The 19,791-nt window shown below is 64.5% G+C and carries 22 protein-coding genes and 1 tRNA gene; 14 read left to right on the top strand and 9 right to left on the bottom strand.

The window, feature by feature from the left end; translation table 11 throughout:
• Positions 1-69 precede the first annotated feature (69 nt).
• A complete protein-coding gene (locus ACODTW_RS22600) occupies positions 70-828 on the top strand; it encodes an SDR family oxidoreductase (RefSeq protein ID WP_488948362.1) in 759 nt (252 codons plus the stop codon).
• 104 nt (positions 829-932) lie between these two features.
• Here ACODTW_RS22600 and ACODTW_RS22595 read toward each other — a convergent pair whose 3' ends face one another.
• From ACODTW_RS22595 to ACODTW_RS22585, 3 genes are all read right to left on the bottom strand, one after another.
• A complete protein-coding gene (locus tag ACODTW_RS22595; RefSeq protein WP_488948361.1) occupies positions 933-1,937 on the bottom strand; it encodes an aldo/keto reductase in 1,005 nt (334 codons plus the stop codon).
• Positions 1,938-1,986: 49 nt separating this feature from the next.
• Positions 1,987-2,283, bottom strand: a complete 297-nt coding sequence (locus tag ACODTW_RS22590; RefSeq protein ID WP_488948360.1) for a putative quinol monooxygenase — start codon at positions 2,281-2,283, stop codon at positions 1,987-1,989.
• A 68-nt stretch (positions 2,284-2,351) separates the two neighbouring features.
• Positions 2,352-3,152 (bottom strand): type 1 glutamine amidotransferase domain-containing protein, encoded by an 801-nt coding sequence (locus ACODTW_RS22585; protein ID WP_488948359.1) that lies wholly within the window; start codon positions 3,150-3,152, stop codon positions 2,352-2,354.
• Positions 3,153-3,330: 178 nt separating this feature from the next.
• On the opposite strand from ACODTW_RS22585, the gene ACODTW_RS22580 reads away from it, so the two are divergent.
• Positions 3,331-4,266, top strand: coding sequence for a LysR family transcriptional regulator (locus ACODTW_RS22580; protein WP_488948358.1), 936 nt, complete (start codon positions 3,331-3,333; stop codon positions 4,264-4,266).
• A gap of 5 nt (positions 4,267-4,271) precedes the next feature.
• On the opposite strand, the gene oxyR is transcribed toward ACODTW_RS22580, so the two are convergent.
• The 3 genes from oxyR to ahpC form a co-directional block, all read right to left on the bottom strand.
• Entirely contained in the window at positions 4,272-5,186 is a 915-nt protein-coding gene (gene oxyR, locus ACODTW_RS22575; protein ID WP_488948357.1) for a DNA-binding transcriptional regulator OxyR, read from the bottom strand.
• 55 nt (positions 5,187-5,241) lie between these two features.
• The gene (ahpF, locus tag ACODTW_RS22570) at positions 5,242-6,810 is read right to left on the bottom strand and encodes an alkyl hydroperoxide reductase subunit F (RefSeq protein WP_488948355.1); all 1,569 of its coding nucleotides are present in this window, start codon (positions 6,808-6,810) and stop codon (positions 5,242-5,244) included.
• 157 nt (positions 6,811-6,967) lie between these two features.
• On the bottom strand, positions 6,968-7,531 hold the full coding sequence (gene ahpC, locus ACODTW_RS22565; RefSeq protein ID WP_488948353.1) for an alkyl hydroperoxide reductase subunit C: 564 nt from the start codon (positions 7,529-7,531) through the stop codon (positions 6,968-6,970).
• A gap of 256 nt (positions 7,532-7,787) precedes the next feature.
• Between ahpC and ACODTW_RS22560 the strand changes: the two genes are divergently transcribed.
• The 4 genes from ACODTW_RS22560 to ACODTW_RS22545 all read left to right on the top strand — a co-directional run bounded on the left by ACODTW_RS22560 (position 7,788) and on the right by ACODTW_RS22545 (position 10,460).
• A complete protein-coding gene (locus ACODTW_RS22560; RefSeq protein ID WP_488948352.1) occupies positions 7,788-8,147 on the top strand; it encodes a hypothetical protein in 360 nt (119 codons plus the stop codon).
• 4 nt (positions 8,148-8,151) lie between these two features.
• Positions 8,152-8,598 (top strand): hypothetical protein, encoded by a 447-nt coding sequence (locus ACODTW_RS22555; protein WP_488948351.1) that lies wholly within the window; start codon positions 8,152-8,154, stop codon positions 8,596-8,598.
• A 109-nt stretch (positions 8,599-8,707) separates the two neighbouring features.
• Positions 8,708-9,718, top strand: coding sequence for an alpha/beta hydrolase (locus tag ACODTW_RS22550; RefSeq protein WP_488948350.1), 1,011 nt, complete (start codon positions 8,708-8,710; stop codon positions 9,716-9,718).
• Positions 9,719-9,842: 124 nt separating this feature from the next.
• Positions 9,843-10,460: a glutathione S-transferase family protein gene (locus ACODTW_RS22545; RefSeq protein WP_488948349.1), complete on the top strand. Its 618-nt coding sequence runs from the start codon at positions 9,843-9,845 to the stop codon at positions 10,458-10,460.
• Positions 10,461-10,469: 9 nt separating this feature from the next.
• Here ACODTW_RS22545 and ACODTW_RS22540 read toward each other — a convergent pair whose 3' ends face one another.
• The gene (locus ACODTW_RS22540) at positions 10,470-11,168 is read right to left on the bottom strand and encodes an ArsR/SmtB family transcription factor (RefSeq protein ID WP_488948348.1); all 699 of its coding nucleotides are present in this window, start codon (positions 11,166-11,168) and stop codon (positions 10,470-10,472) included.
• A gap of 171 nt (positions 11,169-11,339) precedes the next feature.
• Here ACODTW_RS22540 and ACODTW_RS22535 point away from each other — a divergent pair, with 171 nt between their 5' ends.
• On the top strand, positions 11,340-12,428 hold the full coding sequence (locus tag ACODTW_RS22535) for a hypothetical protein (RefSeq protein WP_488948347.1): 1,089 nt from the start codon (positions 11,340-11,342) through the stop codon (positions 12,426-12,428).
• A gap of 208 nt (positions 12,429-12,636) precedes the next feature.
• Positions 12,637-14,091 (top strand): Asp-tRNA(Asn)/Glu-tRNA(Gln) amidotransferase subunit GatB, encoded by a 1,455-nt coding sequence (gene gatB / locus ACODTW_RS22530; protein WP_488948346.1) that lies wholly within the window; start codon positions 12,637-12,639, stop codon positions 14,089-14,091.
• A 77-nt stretch (positions 14,092-14,168) separates the two neighbouring features.
• Here gatB and ACODTW_RS22525 read toward each other — a convergent pair whose 3' ends face one another.
• Positions 14,169-14,903 (bottom strand): DUF3313 family protein, encoded by a 735-nt coding sequence (locus ACODTW_RS22525; RefSeq protein WP_488948345.1) that lies wholly within the window; start codon positions 14,901-14,903, stop codon positions 14,169-14,171.
• A gap of 225 nt (positions 14,904-15,128) precedes the next feature.
• On the opposite strand from ACODTW_RS22525, the gene ACODTW_RS22520 reads away from it, so the two are divergent.
• Positions 15,129-15,220: transfer RNA gene (locus ACODTW_RS22520), tRNA-Ser, on the top strand.
• A 372-nt stretch (positions 15,221-15,592) separates the two neighbouring features.
• On the opposite strand, the gene ACODTW_RS22515 is transcribed toward ACODTW_RS22520, so the two are convergent.
• Positions 15,593-15,817, bottom strand: coding sequence for an AbrB/MazE/SpoVT family DNA-binding domain-containing protein (locus tag ACODTW_RS22515; protein WP_488948344.1), 225 nt, complete (start codon positions 15,815-15,817; stop codon positions 15,593-15,595).
• A 34-nt stretch (positions 15,818-15,851) separates the two neighbouring features.
• Between ACODTW_RS22515 and ACODTW_RS22510 the strand changes: the two genes are divergently transcribed.
• The 5 genes from ACODTW_RS22510 (at position 15,852) to ACODTW_RS22490 (ending at position 19,787) form a co-directional block, all read left to right on the top strand.
• Positions 15,852-16,088 carry a hypothetical protein gene (locus ACODTW_RS22510; RefSeq protein WP_488948343.1) on the top strand — a complete coding sequence of 79 codons (237 nt, stop codon included), beginning with the start codon at positions 15,852-15,854 and terminating at the stop codon, positions 16,086-16,088.
• Positions 16,089-16,287: 199 nt separating this feature from the next.
• Positions 16,288-17,403: an FAD-dependent oxidoreductase gene (locus ACODTW_RS22505; RefSeq protein WP_488948342.1), complete on the top strand. Its 1,116-nt coding sequence runs from the start codon at positions 16,288-16,290 to the stop codon at positions 17,401-17,403.
• A 20-nt stretch (positions 17,404-17,423) separates the two neighbouring features.
• Positions 17,424-18,326, top strand: a complete 903-nt coding sequence (locus ACODTW_RS22500) for a VOC family protein (RefSeq protein WP_488948341.1) — start codon at positions 17,424-17,426, stop codon at positions 18,324-18,326.
• A 4-nt stretch (positions 18,327-18,330) separates the two neighbouring features.
• Positions 18,331-19,494, top strand: a complete 1,164-nt coding sequence (locus tag ACODTW_RS22495; protein WP_488948339.1) for an alpha/beta hydrolase family protein — start codon at positions 18,331-18,333, stop codon at positions 19,492-19,494.
• A complete protein-coding gene (locus ACODTW_RS22490) occupies positions 19,491-19,787 on the top strand; it encodes a 2Fe-2S iron-sulfur cluster-binding protein (RefSeq protein WP_488948338.1) in 297 nt (98 codons plus the stop codon). The genes ACODTW_RS22495 and ACODTW_RS22490 overlap by 4 nt, the downstream gene beginning before the upstream one ends.
• The last annotated feature ends 4 nt before the right edge of the window (positions 19,788-19,791 follow it).

Below are 19,791 nucleotides of genomic sequence, written 5' to 3'. Positions count from 1 at the left end.
GTTCATCGAGACGAGGGGCGCCGGGTCGATCCAGCGGGATGGCGGCGCCGCACAAAAGGACCCGTTATCATGCAGATCACCGGCAACACCATCTTCATCACGGGCGGCACGTCCGGCATCGGCCGGGGCCTGGCGGAAGCGTTCCATGCCCGTGGCAACAAGGTGATTATCGGCGGCCGGCGCAAGGCGCTGCTGGAGGACATCACCGCTGCCCATCCCGGCATGGATGCTATCGAATTCGACGTGGCCGACCCCGCCAGTATCGAGCAAGCGGCCCGCGACCTGATCAGCCGTTATCCGACGCTGAATGCGCTGATCAACAATGCCGGCATCATGCCCTTCGACAATGCGGCCGGGGTCATGGACGATGCCGTCAGCCGGCGGATCATCGACACCAATCTGCTGGGACCGATCCGGTTGACCGCCGCCCTGATCGACCATCTGAAGGCCCAGCCGCGGGCGACCATCATCCACAACACCTCCGTGCTGGCCTATCTGCCCCTGGCCGTCACGGCGGTCTATTCCGCGTCCAAGGCGGCGTTGCATTCTTATGCGCTGTCGCAGCGCTTCATGCTGCGTGACACCAATGTCCGGGTGCAGGAAATCGCCCCGCCCTGGGTCGATACCGACCTGATCAAGAAAAGCGGCGACCCACGCGCCATGCCGCTGGCCGCCTTCATCGCGGAAACCATGGCCGGGCTGGAAAGCGATGATCCGGAAGTGATTGTTGAGGCCATCCGCCCCATCCGGGCCAATCCGGGTCCGAATGAGCATGCGCTGATCAACGTCTTCAACGCCGACCTGATCGACAATCCCATCCCGGTTTGATGGCCAGCGTCGCCATTCGACAGCTCAACAACGCCGCATGTACTGCGTGGCCGCAGTCACCGCCGTACCAATTCCCGATGAGACCGGCCCATCGGGAATTGGTTTTACACGGGCAGGGGAGCCGCCGGATTGACCAGCTTCGCCGCCTGAAGTTCGCGCCAGAAATCGGTCGGGATGATCTCCGCCAGCGCCGCACGGTCCTCCGCGATGCGGCCGGGCCGGCTGGCCCCCGGGATGACGGCGGCGACGGCCGGGTTGGCCAGCGCGAACTGCAGGCCGGCGGCCTTCATGCTGATGCCATACCTGTCGGCAATGGCCTTGATCCGGGCCACCTTGCCCAGGATGGCCGGCGTGGCCGGCGCATATTCGAAGTTCGGTCCGCCGACCAGCGCGCCGGAGCTGTAGGGCCCGCCGACGACGATGCCCAGGCCCCGGGCAGCCACCATCGGCATCACCCGCTGCAAGGCGCGGTCATGGTCCAGCAGCGTATAGCGCCCCGCCAGCAGGAAACCGTCGGGCCGCGGCCCTTCCAGGTCCAGCAGCAGTTCGATCGGCTCCACCCGGTTCACGCCCAGACCCCAGGCCTTGATCACGCCTTCGTCGCGCAACCGATCCAGCGCCCGAAACGCGCCCTTGCGCGCCGTCTCGAACATGCCCAGCCATTCATCGCCATAGAAATCCTGGGCCACGTCATGGACGAAGGCGATCTCGATATGGTCGGTGTTCAGCCGCTTCAGGCTGTCCTCGATCGAGCGCAGCGTGGCGTCGGCGGAATAATCATTGATGACCTTGTTGGGGCGACCATAGCGGAACACGTCGCCTTTTTCGCCATTGTCGCGGGCGCTGTCCTCGACCTCGTCCAGGACGATTCGGCCGACCTTGGTGCTGATGACATATTCATCGCGCGGGCGCCCGGCCAGCGCTTGGCCCATGCGAATCTCCGCCAGGCCGGCGCCGTAGAAGGGGGCATTGTCGAAATAGCGGATGCCGTCATTCCAGGCCGCTTCCACGGTGCCCAGCGCCTCGGCCTCCGGAATGTCGCGGAACATGTTGCCCAGGGGGGCGGCGCCGAAGCCCAGCGTGCCGGGCAGGATATCCTTGAGTGCCATGGGGGAAACTCCTCTGATCTGCGTGGGGGAACGCTGAGGCGGCCGGCGGTCAGCCGACCTGGACGGGGTTCAGCACCAGAGCCGTGCGGTCGGCCAGATCGCCGATGCGGGCCAGGTAATCCTGGAAATGGACCGTCTGGCGGTGGGACGCGATGGCGTCCATGCCGGTGTAGAGCTCGTCCAGGACGAAGCGAGCCGGGTCGGCCTGATCTTGCCAGATGTCATAGCGCAGATTGCCGGGTTCGGCTCGGCTGGGGGCCAGCATGCCGTCCAGCAGAGCCTGCAGCGCCGTTTCCTGGCCAGGCTTCGCGGTTAGCAGGGCGACGATCTTCACAGTGTTGCTCATGGTTCTGATTCCTTTCAGGGGCAGGGTGGGTGGGCGCCCGCGCAGCGCCCCACCGGTCATCCGTGTGCTCATGCCGCGGCCTGCGCGCGGTCAAGCGCCGCAACAAGCGCCTTGGCGACGGCATGGTCCGACCGCGGGTTCTGCCCGGTAATCAGTTCGCGGTCGATCACCACATGCGGGTCGAAATCAATGCTGCCGGTGCTGACGACGCCGCCGGCAACAGTCAGGGCGAAGGGCATCGTGAAATGCAGATGCCCGTGCAGCATATACTCTTCCGCCAGTTTCTCCTCCGTGGCGGAGAAAACCGTCATGCGGTAACCGGCATATTGCCAGCCCATGGCCCATTCCGCTGCCTTTTCCGGCGTCCCGGCGACCAGGGCCGCGCGGAATTCGCGGGCATGCGGCATGGCGGCGGTCACGGCGATGGGCCCGTGGCAGAGCAGGGCCGTCGGCTTTCCGGCGCTGTGGAAATGACGCAGGATCTCGCCCAGTTCGGCATTCTGCATCAGGTCGACGATGGGCGCATGGCCGCCAGGGACGAAGATGCCGGCATAGGCGTCCAGCCCTTCCGCGATCACTTGGCGCAGGCTGCGCACCTGGTTCATCGCCGGGTCGGTGTCATAGAAGGCGCGGGCGCGGCGGTAATCCGCCTCGTCATTGTCGAAATGGACCGGCGTATCCGAAGCCGGGTCGATATGCGGCTTGGTACCATCAGGCGTGGCCAGCACGATATCATAGCCGGCGGCGATCACGGCCATGGCCGGCACGACGGTTTCATTCAGATACTGACCGGTCGGGGCCCAGCCACCGCCGCGGATTTCGATCCGGGTGGCGTTGGAGCCGATGACGAGCACTTTACCCTTGGCCATGGTGGGCCTCCATCAGTTGCGGTTGGCGTCCCGCTGGGGACACCCAATTGATAGGCCCGTTCCAGTTATTCCAGAACTTTATCTCTTGAATTATAGATATATAGATTACACTATAACTTAGCTCCGTCAGGGCCGGGCGCTGTCATCGGGCGGTTGTCCTTCACGACCGGGTGGTCTTATGCGGTACGACCTGAACCTGTTGCCCATCTTCATCGCCCTGATGGAGGAACGCAGCGTCACCCGCGCGGCGGAACGGCTGGGTATCACGCAGCCGGCCCTGTCCAACGCGCTGGCGCGGTTGCGGATCATGCTGCAGGACCCGCTGTTCATCCGGGAACGCTATGGCATCCAGCCCACGCCCATCGCGCTGGAACTGGCGCCGGTCATTGCCGATGCGCTGGCCCGGATTGACGATGCCGTGCTGGGTCAGCAGGATTTCGATGCGACCCGCGCTGACCATCTGTTCACCATCGCGCCCAACGGCTATGTCGAATTCGTGCTGGTGCCGGCCATCGTGGCCCGGCTGGCAGAGGTGGCACCGGGGATCAAGCTGCGGCTGACGCCCTATGGCAATGATCTGGTGGAAACAGGTGTGGTGTCGGGGACGACGGCCATGGTTCTGGGCCGCATCACCGACCCGCCGGATAATCTGGTCGTCCAGCACCTGATGGATGAAGGGCTGGACTGCATCGTCCGGGCCGATCACCCGACGGTGGGCGACGTGCTGACGCGCGAACAGTTCGAAGGGATGCGCCATGTCAATGTCATGCCGCCGGGCCGCCTGCGGGCGGGGCTGTTCCAGGCCCTGGCGCAGCAGGGGCTGAAGCGCGATGTCGCCATTTCCGTCACCAATTTCTTCGCGGTCGGCGAAATGGTGGCGGTGACAGACTATTGCGCGACCTTGCCGCGGCTGATCTGCCGGCGGCTGGCCCATGATCCAAGGCTGAAGGTGCTGCCGGCCCCGGTGAATCTGGGAACGTTCCCTGTGGAGATGGCGTGGCATGTGCGCTACCGCCACGATCCGGCCCATCGCTGGCTGCGTGGGTTGATCGCTGACGTGGCGGCGCAGTTGTCCGTGGCCCAGAAGCACGGGGCTGGCGAGGTGGATCACTGAGGGCTTCACCCCTTCGCCAGCCGCTTTTCCTTCTTCATGGCCTGCCGGCACATTTCGGAAATCTGCTTGAACAGGAAGCCCATGGGCGAAGTGCGGCGCCAGACCAGGCCGATGTCGCGGCTGGGCTGCGGATCGGCGAAGCGCAGCAGGCGCATATTGTCGGGTGTGGGCGCGTCAGCGCTGATCGACAGGGCCGGCAGCAGGGTGGCGCCCATGCCGGCAATGACCATCTGGCGCAGGGTTTCCAGGCTGGTGGCGCGGAATTCGGACGTTTCCTGCGCGCCGGACAACTGGCACACCTCCAGCGCCTGGTTGCGCAGGCAATGGCCTTCCTCCAGCAGCATCAGCGTGTGGGCGCGCAGATCGTCCAGGCTGACCTTGTCCTGGCCGGCCAGCGGATGGTCGGCGGGCACGGCCATCAGGAACGGTTCCTTGAACAACAGGTCGCTGTTCAGATGGTCATCCTTGATGGGCAGGGCCAGGAAGGCTGCGTCCAGCGAGCCCTTGTCCAGGCGTGACAGCAGGATCTCGCTCTTTTCCTCGAACAGCAGCAGCTTCAACTGCGGATAGCGGTCGCGCAGCAAGGGCACGATATAGGGCAGCAGATAGGGGCCCAGCGTGGGGAAGATGCCCAGGCGCAGGGTGCCGGTTTCCACCGTGCCCGCATGGCGGGCGGCGTCCTTCATCTCCTCCACCTCGCGCAGGATGCGCTGAGCGCGCTCCACGGCGTCCTCGCCGGCGGGCGTCAGCATCACCTTGCGGGGGCCGCGTTCCAGCAACTGCACGCCCAACTCATCCTCCAGCTTGCTGATCTGGGTGGAAAGTGTGGGTTGGCTGACCAGACAGGCGTCGGCGGCCCGCCGGAAATTCCGGTGGGTCGCCAGGGCCACAAGATATTGAAGCTCGCGCAGGGTCATCATGCGTCCGGGTGGCGGGGACGGCGTTCCGGGTTTGGAGCCGCCGTCCCGCACCATATCACGCCGCCGCCGGGGCAGAAGTGCGGATCAGATGGTCGAAGGCGGCCAGCGACGCCTTGGCCCCTTCGCCCATCGCGATGATGATCTGCTTGTACGGCACCGTGGTGCAGTCGCCCGCCGCGAACACGCCGGGCAGGGAGGTTTCACCCCGGTCGTTCACCAGCACCTCACCCCGCGGCGACAGTTCGACGGAACCTTTCAGCCATTCGGTGTTGGGAAGCAGGCCGATCTGCACGAAGATGCCTTCCAGATCGACATGGTTGATCTGGCCGCTGCTGCGATCCTCGTAATTCAGGCCGTTGACCCGGGCGCCGTCGCCGGTCACCTCCGTCGTGCGGGCCGCCAGGATGACCTTGACGTTGGGCAGGGAATAGAGCTTGCGCTGCAACACATCGTCGGCCCGCAGCTTGCTGTCGAATTCCAGCAGGGTGACATGGGCGACGATGCCGGCCAGGTCGATGGCCGCTTCCACGCCGGAATTGCCGCCGCCGATCACGGCCACGCGCTTGCCCTTGAACAGCGGGCCGTCGCAGTGCGGGCAGAAGGCCACGCCCTTGGCCATGTAGGTCTCCTCCCCCGGCACGCCCATCTTGCGCCAGCGCGCACCGGTGGACAGGATCACGGACTTCGACCGCAGGGTGGCGCCATTGGCCAGTTCAACCGCGATCAGACCGTCGCCGGGCACCAGCTTCGTCGCCCGCTGAAGATTCATGATGTCCACTTCATAGTCGCGGACATGGGTTTCCAGGGCGGTCGCCAGTTTCGGCCCCTCCGTATGGGGAACGGACACGAAATTGGCGATTTCCATCGTGTCCAGCACCTGGCCACCGAACCGTTCGGCCGCGACCCCGGTGCGCACACCCTTGCGGGCGGCATAGATGGCGGCGGCGGCACCGGCCGGGCCACCGCCCACGACCAGCACGTCATAGGGGGCTTGCTCGTTCAGGCGCTTGGCCTCGCGGTTGGCGGCACCGGTATCCAGCTTGGCGACAATCTCCTCCACCCCCATGCGGCCGGAGCCGAAGACGGCGCCATTCATGTAGATGGTGGGGACGGACATGACCTGCCGCGTCTCGACCTCGGCTTGGAAGCCGGCGCCGTCGATGGCGACGTGGCGGATGCGCGGGTTCAGCACGGCCATCAGGTTCAGGGCCTGCACCACATCCGGGCAGTTCTGGCAGGACTGGGAGAAATAGGTCTCGAAGGTGAAGTCGCCGTCCAGCGCCTTGATCTGGTCGATCAGCGCCTGTTCGATCTTGGGCGGATAGCCGCCGACCTGCAAAAGGGCCAGCACCAGCGAGGTGAATTCATGCCCCATGGGCAGACCGGCGAAACGCAGGTCGATGGCATGGCCAGGGGAGGTCAGCGCGAAGGAGGGGACACGCGCTTCCTGGGCCCCGCGGATCTCGATTACGCTGACCTTGTCGGACTGGGCGGCGATGTCGGCCAGCAGTTCCAGCATTTCCCGGGAAGCCGGGCTGTCATCCACCGAAGCCTTGATCTCGACGGGACGGACAAGCCGCTCAAGATAGGCCTTGAGCTGGCTCTTCATGGCATTATCAAGCATGCGGACTCTCCGGTAACCAGGCAAAGCTCAGGCTTTCCCGCCAGCGACGGGCGGGGGGCGATGCGATGGATTTTTAAAAGGGGGATTTGTCAGGGGAGGGGTGGAGCCGCCGCGGGGGAGGCGGCGGCTCCGGTACTTCAAACGCAGATCTTTGAACTTAGATCTTGCCGACCAGGTCCAGCGACGGGGCCAGGGTCTTCGCACCTTCCTGCCACTTGGCCGGGCAAACCTCGCCCGGATGGGAAGCGACATACTGGGCGGCCTTGATCTTGCGCAGCAGGTCCGACGCGTCGCGGCCGATACCCTCGGCCGTGACTTCCGCGGCCTGGATGACGCCATCGGGATCGACAATGAAGGTGCCGCGGTCGGCCAGGCCCTGGCCCGGACGCAGAACCTCGAAATTCGTCGAGATCTCGTGGGTCGGGTCGCCGATCATGACATACTTGATCTTGGCGATGGTCTCGGACGCGTCGTGCCAGGCCTTGTGGGTGAAGTGCGTGTCGGTGGACACGGAGTACACTTCGACGCCCAGCTTCTGCAGCTCTTCATAATGATCGGCGACGTCGCCCAGCTCGGTCGGGCAGACGAAGGTGAAGTCGGCCGGATAGAAGAAGAAGACCGACCACTTGCCGGCGATGTCGGCCTCGGTGACCTCGATGAACTTGCCGTTCTTGAAAGCCTGTGCCTTGAAGGGCTTAACCTTGGTGTTCACGAGAGACATGTCTTGATCCCGGAGTAGGGTGAAAGGGGGCGCGGGCCGCAGCCCGCATCGACGGTGTCACCATAGCCGCCCGCTGTTGATATATGAAATAGATAAATTCTGAATTTTCGATAGATGATTGCTATCAAAGAGTCGCACCGATGGCCCGCCGACATATTCGTCGGAAAAGCCATCGCAGCTGCGCGGACGGAGGGAACCTTTGCCCTTCCGGGGCGTTGTCCAGATATCGAGGGGCATGAACCTGAAGGAGAATGACATGGCTTCCACACGGGAAGAGATCGATTACCCCAAGCCCAATCACGGTGGGGCGGCCGCTTCGGCTGTCGCGCCAGGGGATTTCGATGCGCGATTGAAAAGCCTGCGTGACGATCTGGCGGCGCTGGCCGCCACGGTCACCACCCGGGGAGCGGAACAGGCATCCGACTATAAGGCGAAGGTCAAGCATATGGCTGCCAATGCCATGGGTGCGTCGCAGGAAGCCATCAAGCATCTGGGTGATGATCTGAAGGTTTTCGAGCAACGGGTCGAAACCCAGGTGCGCGAACGGCCCGTCCGTTCCCTGGCCGTCGCGGCAGCGGCGGGGTTCCTGCTGGCGCTCGCTTTCACGCGGCGTTGATCCGATGATCGATCGCGTGGCTGGTGTGCTGGCATCCATGATGCTGCGTGACGTGGTCGGCGGCACGGCCAGCCATCTGGCCCGCGATGCGGTCTGGTGGCTGGTCGCCGCCCTGTTCGGGCTGGTGGCCTATGTGCTGGCCATGATCGGCGGGTACGAATGGCTGGTCCTGCGCCACGAGACCGGTGTGGCCCTGCTGGTACTGGCGCTGATCAATCTGCTGTTGGCACTCGGCGTGTTGCTGGCACGGCGGGCTGGACAGTATCTCCACCCCCAAACCCCCGGTGACGATATCGCCGATGGTCTGGGCCAGGCGATTTCGGGCTTGCTGTTGCTGGTCCTGCGTTCGCCCCTGGCGTCTGCCCTGCTGGTGGCCTTCGGGATCGCGGGGGTGCTGCAACTGTTCGATCCGGAAGAGGATGGGAAGCCGGAGAACGGGAAGTCCGACTGACAAAACCGGCATTCATCCGACTGTCCATCCGACTGTCGGAGAGACTGGTTGTTCCCGTTGGGACAACGCTGTCTCCCGTTGAAGCTGAGGCCTCAACAAGAACAGGGAGATGGCGATGTTCGGTAATGGCAACCTGAAACGGCTTCTGACGGGGGCGGCCCTGGCCTGTCTTCTCTGTCTGCCGGCCATGGGACAGGGCGTTCCCGCGGGCACCGGCGGCTTCAAGGTTCTGGGCCCGGTTGATCTCTGGACTGGAAAGCCGCCGGTCCCGGTGGGCTGGGTCGGTCTGGCGGCAGCACCGGTGCAGGAAAAGACCATCACCCTGCCGCAGGGCGGGGCCATCATCATCAATGTGACGCAGCCGACCTTCCAAGCCTATCTGCCGAACCCGGAGAAGGCCACGGGGGCGGGCGTCATCATCGCCCCCGGCGGCGGGTTCCGGGCGCTGTCCATCACCACGGAGGGCACGCGCGTGGCGGAATGGCTGGCGGAACGCGGCATCGCTGCCTTCATCCTGAAATACCGTTTGGTGCAGCAGGAAGCGACCGAGGAGGCGACGCGCGCCAAGATGGCGAAAGTCAGCTATGCCGAGATCGGCAAGGTCAGCGTCGATGACGGGCTGCGCGCCCTGGAACTGATCCGGGCCAAGGCGAAGGACTACGGGGTGGACCCGGCCCGCGTTGGCGTCATCGGCTATTCCGCCGGCGGACATGTGGCGGCCATGATGGCGCTGGAGCCGGAGATGGCCCGCCGCCCGGCCTTTGCCGCGCCCATCTATGGCGGCGCCTTCCTGGACCCGATGCCGGAAATGCCCAAGGCCTATATGGAACCGGTGCCGCCCAAGGACCAGCCCTGGTCCATGCCCCTGCCCAGGACGCCGGCGCCGGGTGCCCTGCCGCCGCTGTTCCTGGCCATGGCCCAGGATGACCAGGCCGTTTCCAAGGGCTTCTGGGCCTTTTACGACGCATTGGCCAAGGCTGGCTATCGCACGGAAACGCATCTGTACATGAGCGGCGGGCACGGGTTCAGCATGCATGACAAGGGCGATACCGCTGAACATTATGTCGACGCGTTCTATTGGTGGTTGGAAGCGCTGGGCATGCTGAAGCCGGGCAAATAGGCCGATTCCGCGCCGAACAGGGTCGCATTCCCGTCATTTGGCAGGGGGTTCGTTTCCACGTTTACTGGGTTTGTGGGCAGCCCGCTGCCCACAAACCACTGCAATGTCGGAAAGGAAGGGTGCCATGCGGTTGATCGGGATGCTGGATTCGCCCTATGTGCGGCGGGTGGCCATTTCCCTGCAGGAAATGGGTTTGGCCTATGAACATTCGTCTATCTCCGTCTTCCGGCAGTTCGATGAATTCGCCAGCATCAACCCGGTGGTCAAGGCGCCCAGCATGGTGACGGACGACGGCGCCGTCCTGATGGATTCCGGCCTGATGCTGGAATATCTGGAACGGCGGGCGCCGGTGGGCCGCAGCCTGCTGCCGGCCGACATCACGGGGTTCACCAGGGCCATGCGCGTGGTGGGGCTGGCGATGGCAGCATGTGAGAAATCCGTACAGATCGTCTATGAACGCCACCTGCGCCCGCCGGAAAAACAGCACCAGCCCTGGATCGATCGCGTGCAGGGGCAATTGGTCACCGCCTACCGGCTGCTGGAGGCCGAATATGCTGGCATCTCGGGCTGGATGTTCGGGGACCGGATCACGCAGGCGGACATCAGTTCCGCCGTCGCCTGGCGCTTCACCCAGGAACTGCTGCCGGGGCTGGTCGCGGGGGAAACCTGCCCGTCGCTGGCCGCCCTGTCGGCACGGGCGGAGACCTTGCCGTCCTTTCTGGCCTGCCCGTTCGCTGGCTGAAGGGGGCGGTCAGGGCAAGGTCATGTCGATGTCGAAATGCAGGCGCAGCGCCTGTGCGCCGGGCAGCGTGATGGTGAGTGCCCGCGACCCGGGCACCTGCCTGACCCAGCCCCGGTCCAGGCAATGCCGGCACAGCGCCCGCCCAAGGCTGCCGGCCAGATGCACGCGGCGCTCGCTCCAGTCCAGGCAGGGCCGGCAGAAGGCGCGTGCCTTTCCGGTGACAAGGATGGGAACACCGATTTCCTTCAGGAAGTCGGTACCGGCCGGGGTCAGGATGCCGGCGTCATCGCCCAGATCCAGATGTCCGGCCGCGACCAGCGAGCCGGCAAGCGCCACGCCCAGCCGCCCTGCAAGATGGTCGTAGCAGGTGCGGGCCGTGCGCAGCGCCAGATCGCGCGGGCCGGTACGGACCGGCCGGGCTGCCGGGGCGGCATCCGCCGCCACCTGCATGATCCCTTCCAGCATCCGGGCAATGGCGGGCGAGCCCAGCCGGTGATAACGGTGCCGCCCCTGGGGTTCGACCCGCAGCAGGCCCGCGGCCACCAGCCGCGACAGATGGCCGCTGGCCGTCTGCGGCGTGATGCCTGCCGTCCGCGCCAGTTCCGCTGCTGTCAGGGCACGCCCGTCCATCAGCGCCTGCAGCATCGCGGCACGGGCCGGGTCGCCTACCAGAGCGGCGATGGTGGCGATGTCGGCGGTGCTGACCATGGCGCTTCCCCTGTCATTGTTGGCAGCCTATCATATGTCGGACGAAGGGAAGATGCTTCGGTCCATGCCGAATCAAGGTTGCAGGCTTCGGCAATATTAGATAAAATTGCAGATAATTTTGGTGGAGCGGCGACAGGGTGGTGCCGTTCCATCCGGATCATGGGGTAAACCATGGTACAGGCAGTGGCTGGTGGCGCCGGCGGCATCTTTGCCGCGACGGCAAAACAGTTCCAGGCGAAGGCGCAGGCCGCCTTTCAGAAGTTGCAGACGGGGTCGTCGGCGGGCGCCACTTCCGGCGTTTCCGCGACGAACGCTTCTGCAACGGGCGTTTCCGTGTCCGGTTCCTTCGCCGGCGGATCGGCGGCCAGCGGCCTTGCCGCCTTCCTGGATCCGCAGACCGCCCGCAAGCTGGAGGCGATGAAGGAGGAAACCGGCACCCTGGTCAAGAAACTGTCGACCGGGGGCGATAATGCCAAGGAAGCCGCTGCCCGCAAGAAAGAGGAAGCCAAGCAGAAGCTGAAAATGCTGAAGCTGCAGGCCCAATTGGCTGCGGCCAGCGGCGACAAGAAGGCGGCCGCCCGCATCGCCAAGGAAGCCGCACAGGTCGCCAAGGAACTGGGCCAGGCCGTGAAGGAACGCGGTGGTGGCGGGGGTGATACCGGCGGTGCCACGTCCCAGGACGGGGCCAGCCCGACCGCCACGGGGACGGAGGCTGCGGCCGCTGTCGGGTCGGAGGCAGTGTCGGCGCCGGCCACCGCGACGGAAGGTCAGGCCGCCGCAACCCAGGCATCGGGCACACCATCGGCAGAAGGGCAGGCGGCACCAGCCGACGCCAGCAATGCGGCAGCAGCAGCCCCGCCGGTCACCCCATCGGCAGATGCCGCGGCCGACAAGACCGCGACCGCCAATGCCGATGACGCCGCGGGCACCAAAGAGGGCAAGGACGCCGCCGGGCAGGATTTCAAGCAGAGCATCCAGGACAAGCGTGACGCCATCATCAAGGAAGGGGCCGAACGCAAGGCAGAGATGGAGTTCCAGCAGGATACCCGCCGGGTCATGGACGAGCTGCGGTCCATCCATCGCCAGATGAAGGCCCTGGCCCGCAAGGACGGGTCGGCGGGAACGGCGGCGGAGATGGAACGTGCCGGCCGCGATATGGCCGAAGGGGATCGCATGGTTTCCGATGCGTTCGGTGCGTCGATTGGCACCGCCGGTGCCACGGCGGTGCCGACCTTGACCAGCGTCGATATCCGCGTCTGACCGGCGGATCGCCGGTGGTCGTCCGCTGCGCCAAGGCCGGGCCCGCCATCGCCGCGCGCGGCCTTGCCGCGTCCCCTTGACGGGCCGCGGCAGGCATGAGCGGGCGGTGCGGCAACCATGCCCGCATGCCATTCCCCTTGCCCTTTGGGCCGAATCCGGCCATGAAAAGCCTGTTCTATTTCTTCCGATATCACAGAGTGCACAGACGATGGCTTACCGCATTCAGGGCGAAACGGGTGAGTGGGAGGTCGTGATCGGGCTGGAGGTCCATGCCCAGGTCATCTCCAATGCCAAGCTGTTCAGCGGGGCCGCGACGGCCTTCGGTGCCGCCCCCAACAGCCAAGTCAGCTTCGTCGATGCCGGTTTCCCCGGCATGCTGCCCGTGATCAATCAGGTCTGCGTGGAACAGGCGGTCAAGACCGGCCTGGGTCTGAAGGCGCAGATCAATCTGCGCAGCGTCTTCGACCGCAAGAACTATTTCTATGCCGACCTGCCGTCCGGCTATCAGATCAGCCAGTTCAAGCAGCCCATCGTGGGCGAGGGCACGCTGATCCTGGATCTGGCTGACGGTACCACGCGGGAAGTGGGCATCGAACGGCTGCATCTGGAAATGGATGCCGGCAAGTCGATGCATGACCAGCATCCGTCCAAGACCTATGTCGACCTGAACCGGGCCGGCGTGGCGCTGATGGAGATCGTGTCGAAGCCCGACATGCGCAGCCCGGAAGAGGCGGCGGCGTACCTTCGCAAGCTGCGCACCATCCTGCGCTATCTGGAAACCTGCGACGGCAACATGGAGGAAGGCTCCATGCGCTGCGACATCAACGTGTCGGTGCGCAAGCCGGGCGGGCCGCTGGGCACGCGGACGGAGACAAAGAACGTCAATTCCATCCGCTATGTGCAGCAGGCGATCGAGTATGAGGCGCAGCGCCAGATTGAGGTGATCGAGGAAGGTGGCAGCATCGTCCAGGAGACCCGGCTGTGGGATCCCGGCAAGAACGTCACCCGATCCATGCGCAGCAAGGAAGAGGCGCACGACTACCGCTATTTCCCCGATCCGGACCTGCTGCCGCTGGTTCTGGAACAGGCGCTGGTCGACCAGATCAAGGCGACGCTGCCTGAACTGCCCGACGACAAGAAGGCGCGGTTCATGGAGCAGTACAAGCTGACCTCCTATGATGCCGGCGTTCTGGTGGCGGAAAAGGCCCGTGGCGATTTCTATGAGGAAGTGGCCAAGGGCCGCGATCCCAAGATGGCCGCCAACTTCCTGATCGGCGACCTGCTGGGTGCGCTGAACAAGACGGGCAAGGACATCACCGAATCGCCGATCAGTGCCGCCGACCTGGGCGGTCTGATCGATCTGGTGGCGGACAACACCATCTCCGGCCGTCTGGCCAAGGATGTGTTCGCCCTGATGCTGGAGACGGGCAAGCCCGCCCTGACCATCGTGGATGAGAAGGGCCTGCGTCAGGTGACCGACACGGGTGCCATCGACGCCGTCATCGCCCAGGTGATGGACGCCAACCCCGACAAGGTCGCCGAATACCGTTCCGGCAAGGACAAGCTGTTCGGCTTCTTCGTGGGGCAGGTGATGAAGGCCAGCCAGGGTAAGGCCAACCCGGCCCTGGTGAACGAGATCCTGGCCGCCAAGCTGAAGGGGTAATCCCGTCAGGTTCACTGCTTATGGTCAAAGGGCCGCCGGATCGATCCGGCGGCCCTTCCTGTTACAGCCACGCGTTATCAACTCGCCGGCTGGCCCTGCACCAGCTTGGTGATCTGCTTGGCCCAGCGGCGGGTGAAGCGGTCCGCATCACCGTAGATCGTGTAGACATTCACATTGTCGGGGAAGGGCAGGCCCATGTCGGCGTCAGCGATGACGGCCACGACCTGGCCCGACTGGCTGTCGGTCAGCACCGCCTGGAAGGCAGCGCGGCCCACGGCATAGACACGATCGACCGTGGCCCCGCCGGATGCCTTTTCCGCATGGAAGGACCGGTTGGGCACGTAATCGGTCAGGGTGATGGCCAGCTTAAGCACGCCCGGCCCCGGCTCCTTCACCAGAGCGCTGCCCAACTCATCCGTCAGCTTCTCGTTGAAATATTCGATGGCGTGGTCACGCTCGCGCACCGACAGGCGGATTTCGTCGAAGCGGCGTTCGATGGCCGTGTCGATGGGCGCCAGCATGACCTTGCCGTAGGAGGCGAGGCTGACGCCCGTCTTCACGAAGACCTTGTCCAGCGAGGGATGATCCTGCTCCATCAACCCTTCGGTCGGCAGGGCAGGGGCCTTCTTGTTGGGTACCGAGTCCCAGGCGCTTTCCTTGGCGCTGGCTTCCTTGGCGACCACGGGGCCGGCGGCAAGGCCCAGCAGCGACAGGCCCAGCAGGCTGGCGGCCAGGACGCCGGCGGACATGCCCGTCCGCGGCCGATTCTGCGTGGCGTGGGTGATAGGCGAGGGCTTGTTCTGTCCGAACATGTGTCGAACTCCTTGAGATTGTGCGGCGCGAGGGGCCACACCGGGACCGCGTTGACCGCGGCGGTGAACCGGACCGCCCCCGTTCCGGAATGTCCCGCCCATTTCGGGTGGAATCATCTTTTTGAGAATGGGATGTCGCAGCGCCGTTGACAAGCCTGCTTCATCCCACTAAACACCCCTCTCACCGAAGCAACCCCGGCAATGCCGGCCGGTTGTGGACGGTGCGGAGGGGTGGCCGAGCGGCTGAAGGCAACGGTTTGCTAAACCGTCATACCGGGAAACTGGTATCGTGGGTTCGAATCCCATCCCCTCCGCCATCTACCTGATAGAGACCAGGAACCGGGCCGCTCACGCGGCCTTTTTTCTTTTGGGGTCAAAGGGGTTTAGCGCCTGTGGTTTTACCGGGGAGCAGCAGCGACACGGCACCGTGACCCGGATTCGGCGTCTCCGTCTCCAACCGACTTTACCGGTCCCGTTCCAGTGCGAATTCATAAATCCGGGTAAAATCAAATACTTGTGCATTTTCTGCATCGTCATTTTCACTGATTCAGGTTAATGGCGGCAGTCATTCCAACCCTCAGTAAATTAAGTGCCCGCTGCGTGCTGGGGCTGTGTTCAGTGAAGCGGCACGAATTTTGGCGAAAAGGCCAAACTCACGTCTGATGTTGGGGCTTTCATATACGTTTTGTTCATTTCGCCAAGGCTGCCATGGCACCACGGTGGCGCGCAGCAGCGGCCCGACCGGCTTCCATGGCTCGGTCGTAGGTTTCATCGGCACGCGCGATCTCAATCCGTCCTTCACGAACGGATACGCTGACCACGTCACCCGAGGCCAATCCCATCTCGGCAAGCACATCGCGCGGAATGGTGCCCCCGGTGGAATTTCCAATTTTGGTCAGGCGAGTAGTGCGCATTACGGTGCCCTCATCAGCTTCAATCCACGATGTAGTGACACGCGTCTTATACCATGTGGACGGCCCCATCATCGGGTCGGGCACGGGGGCGAACGAGAATTACCGCGAGGTCGGGTCCAGCTGCATCGCCGAACGGCGGGGCATCGAGATGCTGGACGAAGGGGCGGCCCACTTCGGATTCCTGCAACTCGGCGACCGGGTGCGCATGGAGGTGCTGAAGGATGGGCAGAGCGTCTTTGGCGCCTTTGACCAGCAAGTCGTGAAAGCCTGAGCATGACGTATCGCCCCGGTCGATGCTTGGTATCGATATAAACGGCTTTGGCGATTTGTTCGGTCGGCATATGGTTGTTGGCATGGAGGTCCGCGACGGCGACCGCCTCCCCACCAATCCACGATAACGATCCGTCGCCACCGGCGGGCAATCCGGCTGCCGTCTCCTTGGATGCGCGGCCTGGGAGGAGCATGTGCCTTTGATCCGTACTGCGCTTGTCGTTGGCGGCGGCATTGCCGGCATGTCGGCGACCTTGGTCCTGTCGCGTCTGGGCGTGGCGGTCGACGTGATCGACCAGGACCCCGCCTGGCGTGTCTATGGGGCCGGCATTTCCATTACGGGGCCGACGCTGCGGGCGTTTCAGCGGCTGGGAATCCTGGACGCGTTCCGTCAGAACGGTTACTGCGCGGACAGCACGCGGCTGTTCACGCCCGCCGGTCATCCGATCGGGGAAGTGGCATTACCCCCACTTGCGGCGGATCTGCCTTCGGGTGGGGGGATCATGCGCCCCGCGCTGCATGAGATTTTGGCCGCCCGCACGCGCGCTGCCGCCGCTGATATCCGTCTGGGTCTGACCATTGACGCCTATGCTGAGGATGCCGACGGGGCAGAAGTCACATTCAGCGACGGGCGCACCGGCCGCTATGATCTGGTGATCGGGGCCGATGGCATCTATTCCCGCATCCGGTCGCTGCTGTTTCCCGATGCGCCCAGGCCGCGTTTAACGGGCCAGGCCTGCTGGCGTACCACGGCTGCGCGGCCCGATCATGTGACCGGGGTGGAGATGTACCTGGGGGCCCCCATCAAGGCGGGCGTTAATCCCTGCTCACCCGACCAGATGTATCTGTTCGCGCTGGAAGCCATCGCTCCGAGCACCCGGCATGCGGAGGCCGATCTGCCCGGTCTGCTGCGGGAAAGGCTGGCGGGCTTCGGTGGGGCGGTGGGCTTTGTCCGCGATCAGATCAGTGACAAGTCGGTGGTGAATTTCCGTCCGCTGGAGACATTGCTGCTGCCCGGTCCCTGGCATACGCGGCGTGGCCTGCTGATCGGCGATGCCGCCCACGCCACCACCCCGCATCTGGCGTCGGGCGCCGGCATGGCGATGGAGGATGCGGTGGTGCTGGGCGATGTACTGGCGGGGGCCGACGGCCTGTCCGATGCCCTCCACGCCTTCATGGCGCGGCGATACGACCGCTGCGCCATGGTGGTCAACAACTCCGTCCGGTTGGGCGAGATCGAGCTGAGCGGCGTCCACAGCGATGAACATCCCCGCCTGATGAACCAGACCATGGCCGCTCTGGCCCAACCGCTTTGATCGATGGGAGTGACCTTGAAATGACCCGTGTGACGGATATCCGCTATGTCGGCTATGGCGTGACGGATCTGGAGGCGGAACGCGCCTTCTACCGCGACAAATGGGGCCTGCGCGAGGTGGCGGCCCAGGATGGCATGGTCTATTTCGCCGCCGAGGGGTCGTCGGAGCTGTATGTCGTGCGTCTGCGTGCGGCGGAGGTGAAGCGCGTCGATGTCATCGCCTTCGCCGCAGACAGCAAGGCCGACGTGGACGTCCTGCATGACAAGGTGGTGGCTGCCGGTTGCCGTGTGATCTTCGCGCCAACCGAACTTGCCACCATTGGCGGCGGCTATGGCTTCCGCTTCTTCGGCAAGGATGGGCTGACCTTTGAAATCTCCGCCGGGGTGGAGCGGGGGCCGTCGCGGGTGGTGACGGCCAGGGAGGCGCTGCCGGAAAAGATCAGCCATGTCGTCATGCACTCGCCTGATCATAAGGCTGCTGTGGATTTCTTTGTCAATGTCCTGGGCTTCCGCGTGTCGGACTGGCTGGGCGATTTCATGTGCTTCCTGCGCTGCAACGAATGGCACCACCGCGTCGCCATCCTGCCGGGGCCGCCCTGCCTGAACCACATCGCCTATGACATGCCGGATATGGATGCGATGATGCGCGGCGTGGGCAAGCTGAAGAAGGCTGCGGTGGAACTGCGCTGGGGTCCCGGCCGGCACACGGCGGGAAACAACACATTCAGCTATTTCACCACACCTGCCGGCTTCGCTGTTGAATATACGGCCGAACTGGAGAGGGTGGACGAGGCGACCTGGGTGGCCGGTGTACACAAGCCCAGTCCCGATGTGATGGATCAGTGGGGGGCCGGCAGCGGTGGGCCACAGACCATGCCCCATCCCGCACCCGATGCCGGTCTGTTCCAGGCGGCGGGAGTGTGATCCCATGGCGCTTTTTCAATATTTCCCCAACAATTACATCTGGAACCTGTCCGTCAATATCGCCATCGAAAGCGGCGCGCGGATTGGTGAGATCGAGGATATGTGCCGCCCCCTGCTGGAGGCGGCGGCCCGGGGGGAGGATGCGGGCACCGGCGCCTTTCTGGCGCAATGGGTGGCGATGGCCGACAGGCTGGCCGGTCTGGCAGCGGAGGATGAGGCGCGTGGCCGCGCCCTTTCCGCCGGGGCCAAGCTGCAACGCGCCTCGCTCTATTACATCACGGCGGAGCGCATGCAGGGTCACGGCCATCCGGGCCGGGCAGAGACCTTTGCGAAGGGCCAGGAAGCCTTTCGCCGGGGTACATTCCTGGCGCGGGAGAACTGCGCCCGCGTGGAAATCCCGTTCGGCGACAGCTTCATTCCCGGCCTTTTCACCAGGGCGGAAGGGGTGGATGGTCCCGCACCCTGCGTCCTATATGTGAACGGTCTGGACAGCTGCAAGGAGCTGCTGTTCTGGTCCTGGTTGCCGCAGGCGTTGGCCAGGCGCGGCATCTCCACCCTGTGCATCGACCAGCCGGGCACGGGCGAAGCCCTGCGCGCCAACAACCTGTACGCCACGCATGAAACCGAACGCTGGGCCACGCCGGTGTTCGATTGGCTGGCTGCGCGTCCCGATGTGCTGGCCGACAAGATCGGCATGGTCGGCATTTCGCTCGGCGGCTATTTCACCCCACGCGCGGTGGCGTTCGAGCCGAGGTTCGCCAGCGCTGCCGTCTGGGGCGCCAACCATGACTGGCGTGAAGTGCAGCAGAAGCGTCTGAAGCGGGAAGGGGAGAACCCGGTTCCGCATTACTGGGGGCATGTGCGCTGGGTCTTCGGTGCCACGGACATGGATGATTTCCTTGCCAAGGCGGAAGGCATGCATCTGAACGGTGTGCTGGACCGGATCAAGGTGCCGTTCCTGGTCACCCATGGGGCCAGGGATCGGCAGATCTCAGTCGATTACGCCCATCAGACCTATGAGCAACTGGTGAACTCCCCCCGCCGAGAGCTGAAAGTCTTCACCGACCGTGAGGGTGGGGTCGAACATGTCGGGGCGGACAATATGTCGTTTGGCCGTGACTACATCGCCGACTGGTTCGCCGACACGCTGGGTGGACACACGGCGTGATCGTCACGCTGCAGGGCGGGGGCGGGACTGTGACAACAGTCATTGCTGAACCGGAACAATCACTGCTCCAGGTTATCGCCGCCCAACACCGCGAAATGGTCACGGCCCTATGTGGCGGTTGTTGCGTTTGCGGAACGTGCCGGGTGCGGGTGCTGTCGGGTGACCCCGGCCCGATAGGGGCGGATGAGGCGCATTTGCGCCGCCAGCTTGCCATCTGTGATCCCGCAATCCGCCTTGCCTGTCAGATGCGGCCCGGCCCTGGGCTGTGCGTTGAAATCATGAATCCGGAGTAAGCGC

This window comes from Niveispirillum sp. FG148 (genome assembly GCF_057809655.1).
This window is presented reverse-complemented; position numbering and strand designations above follow the sequence as displayed.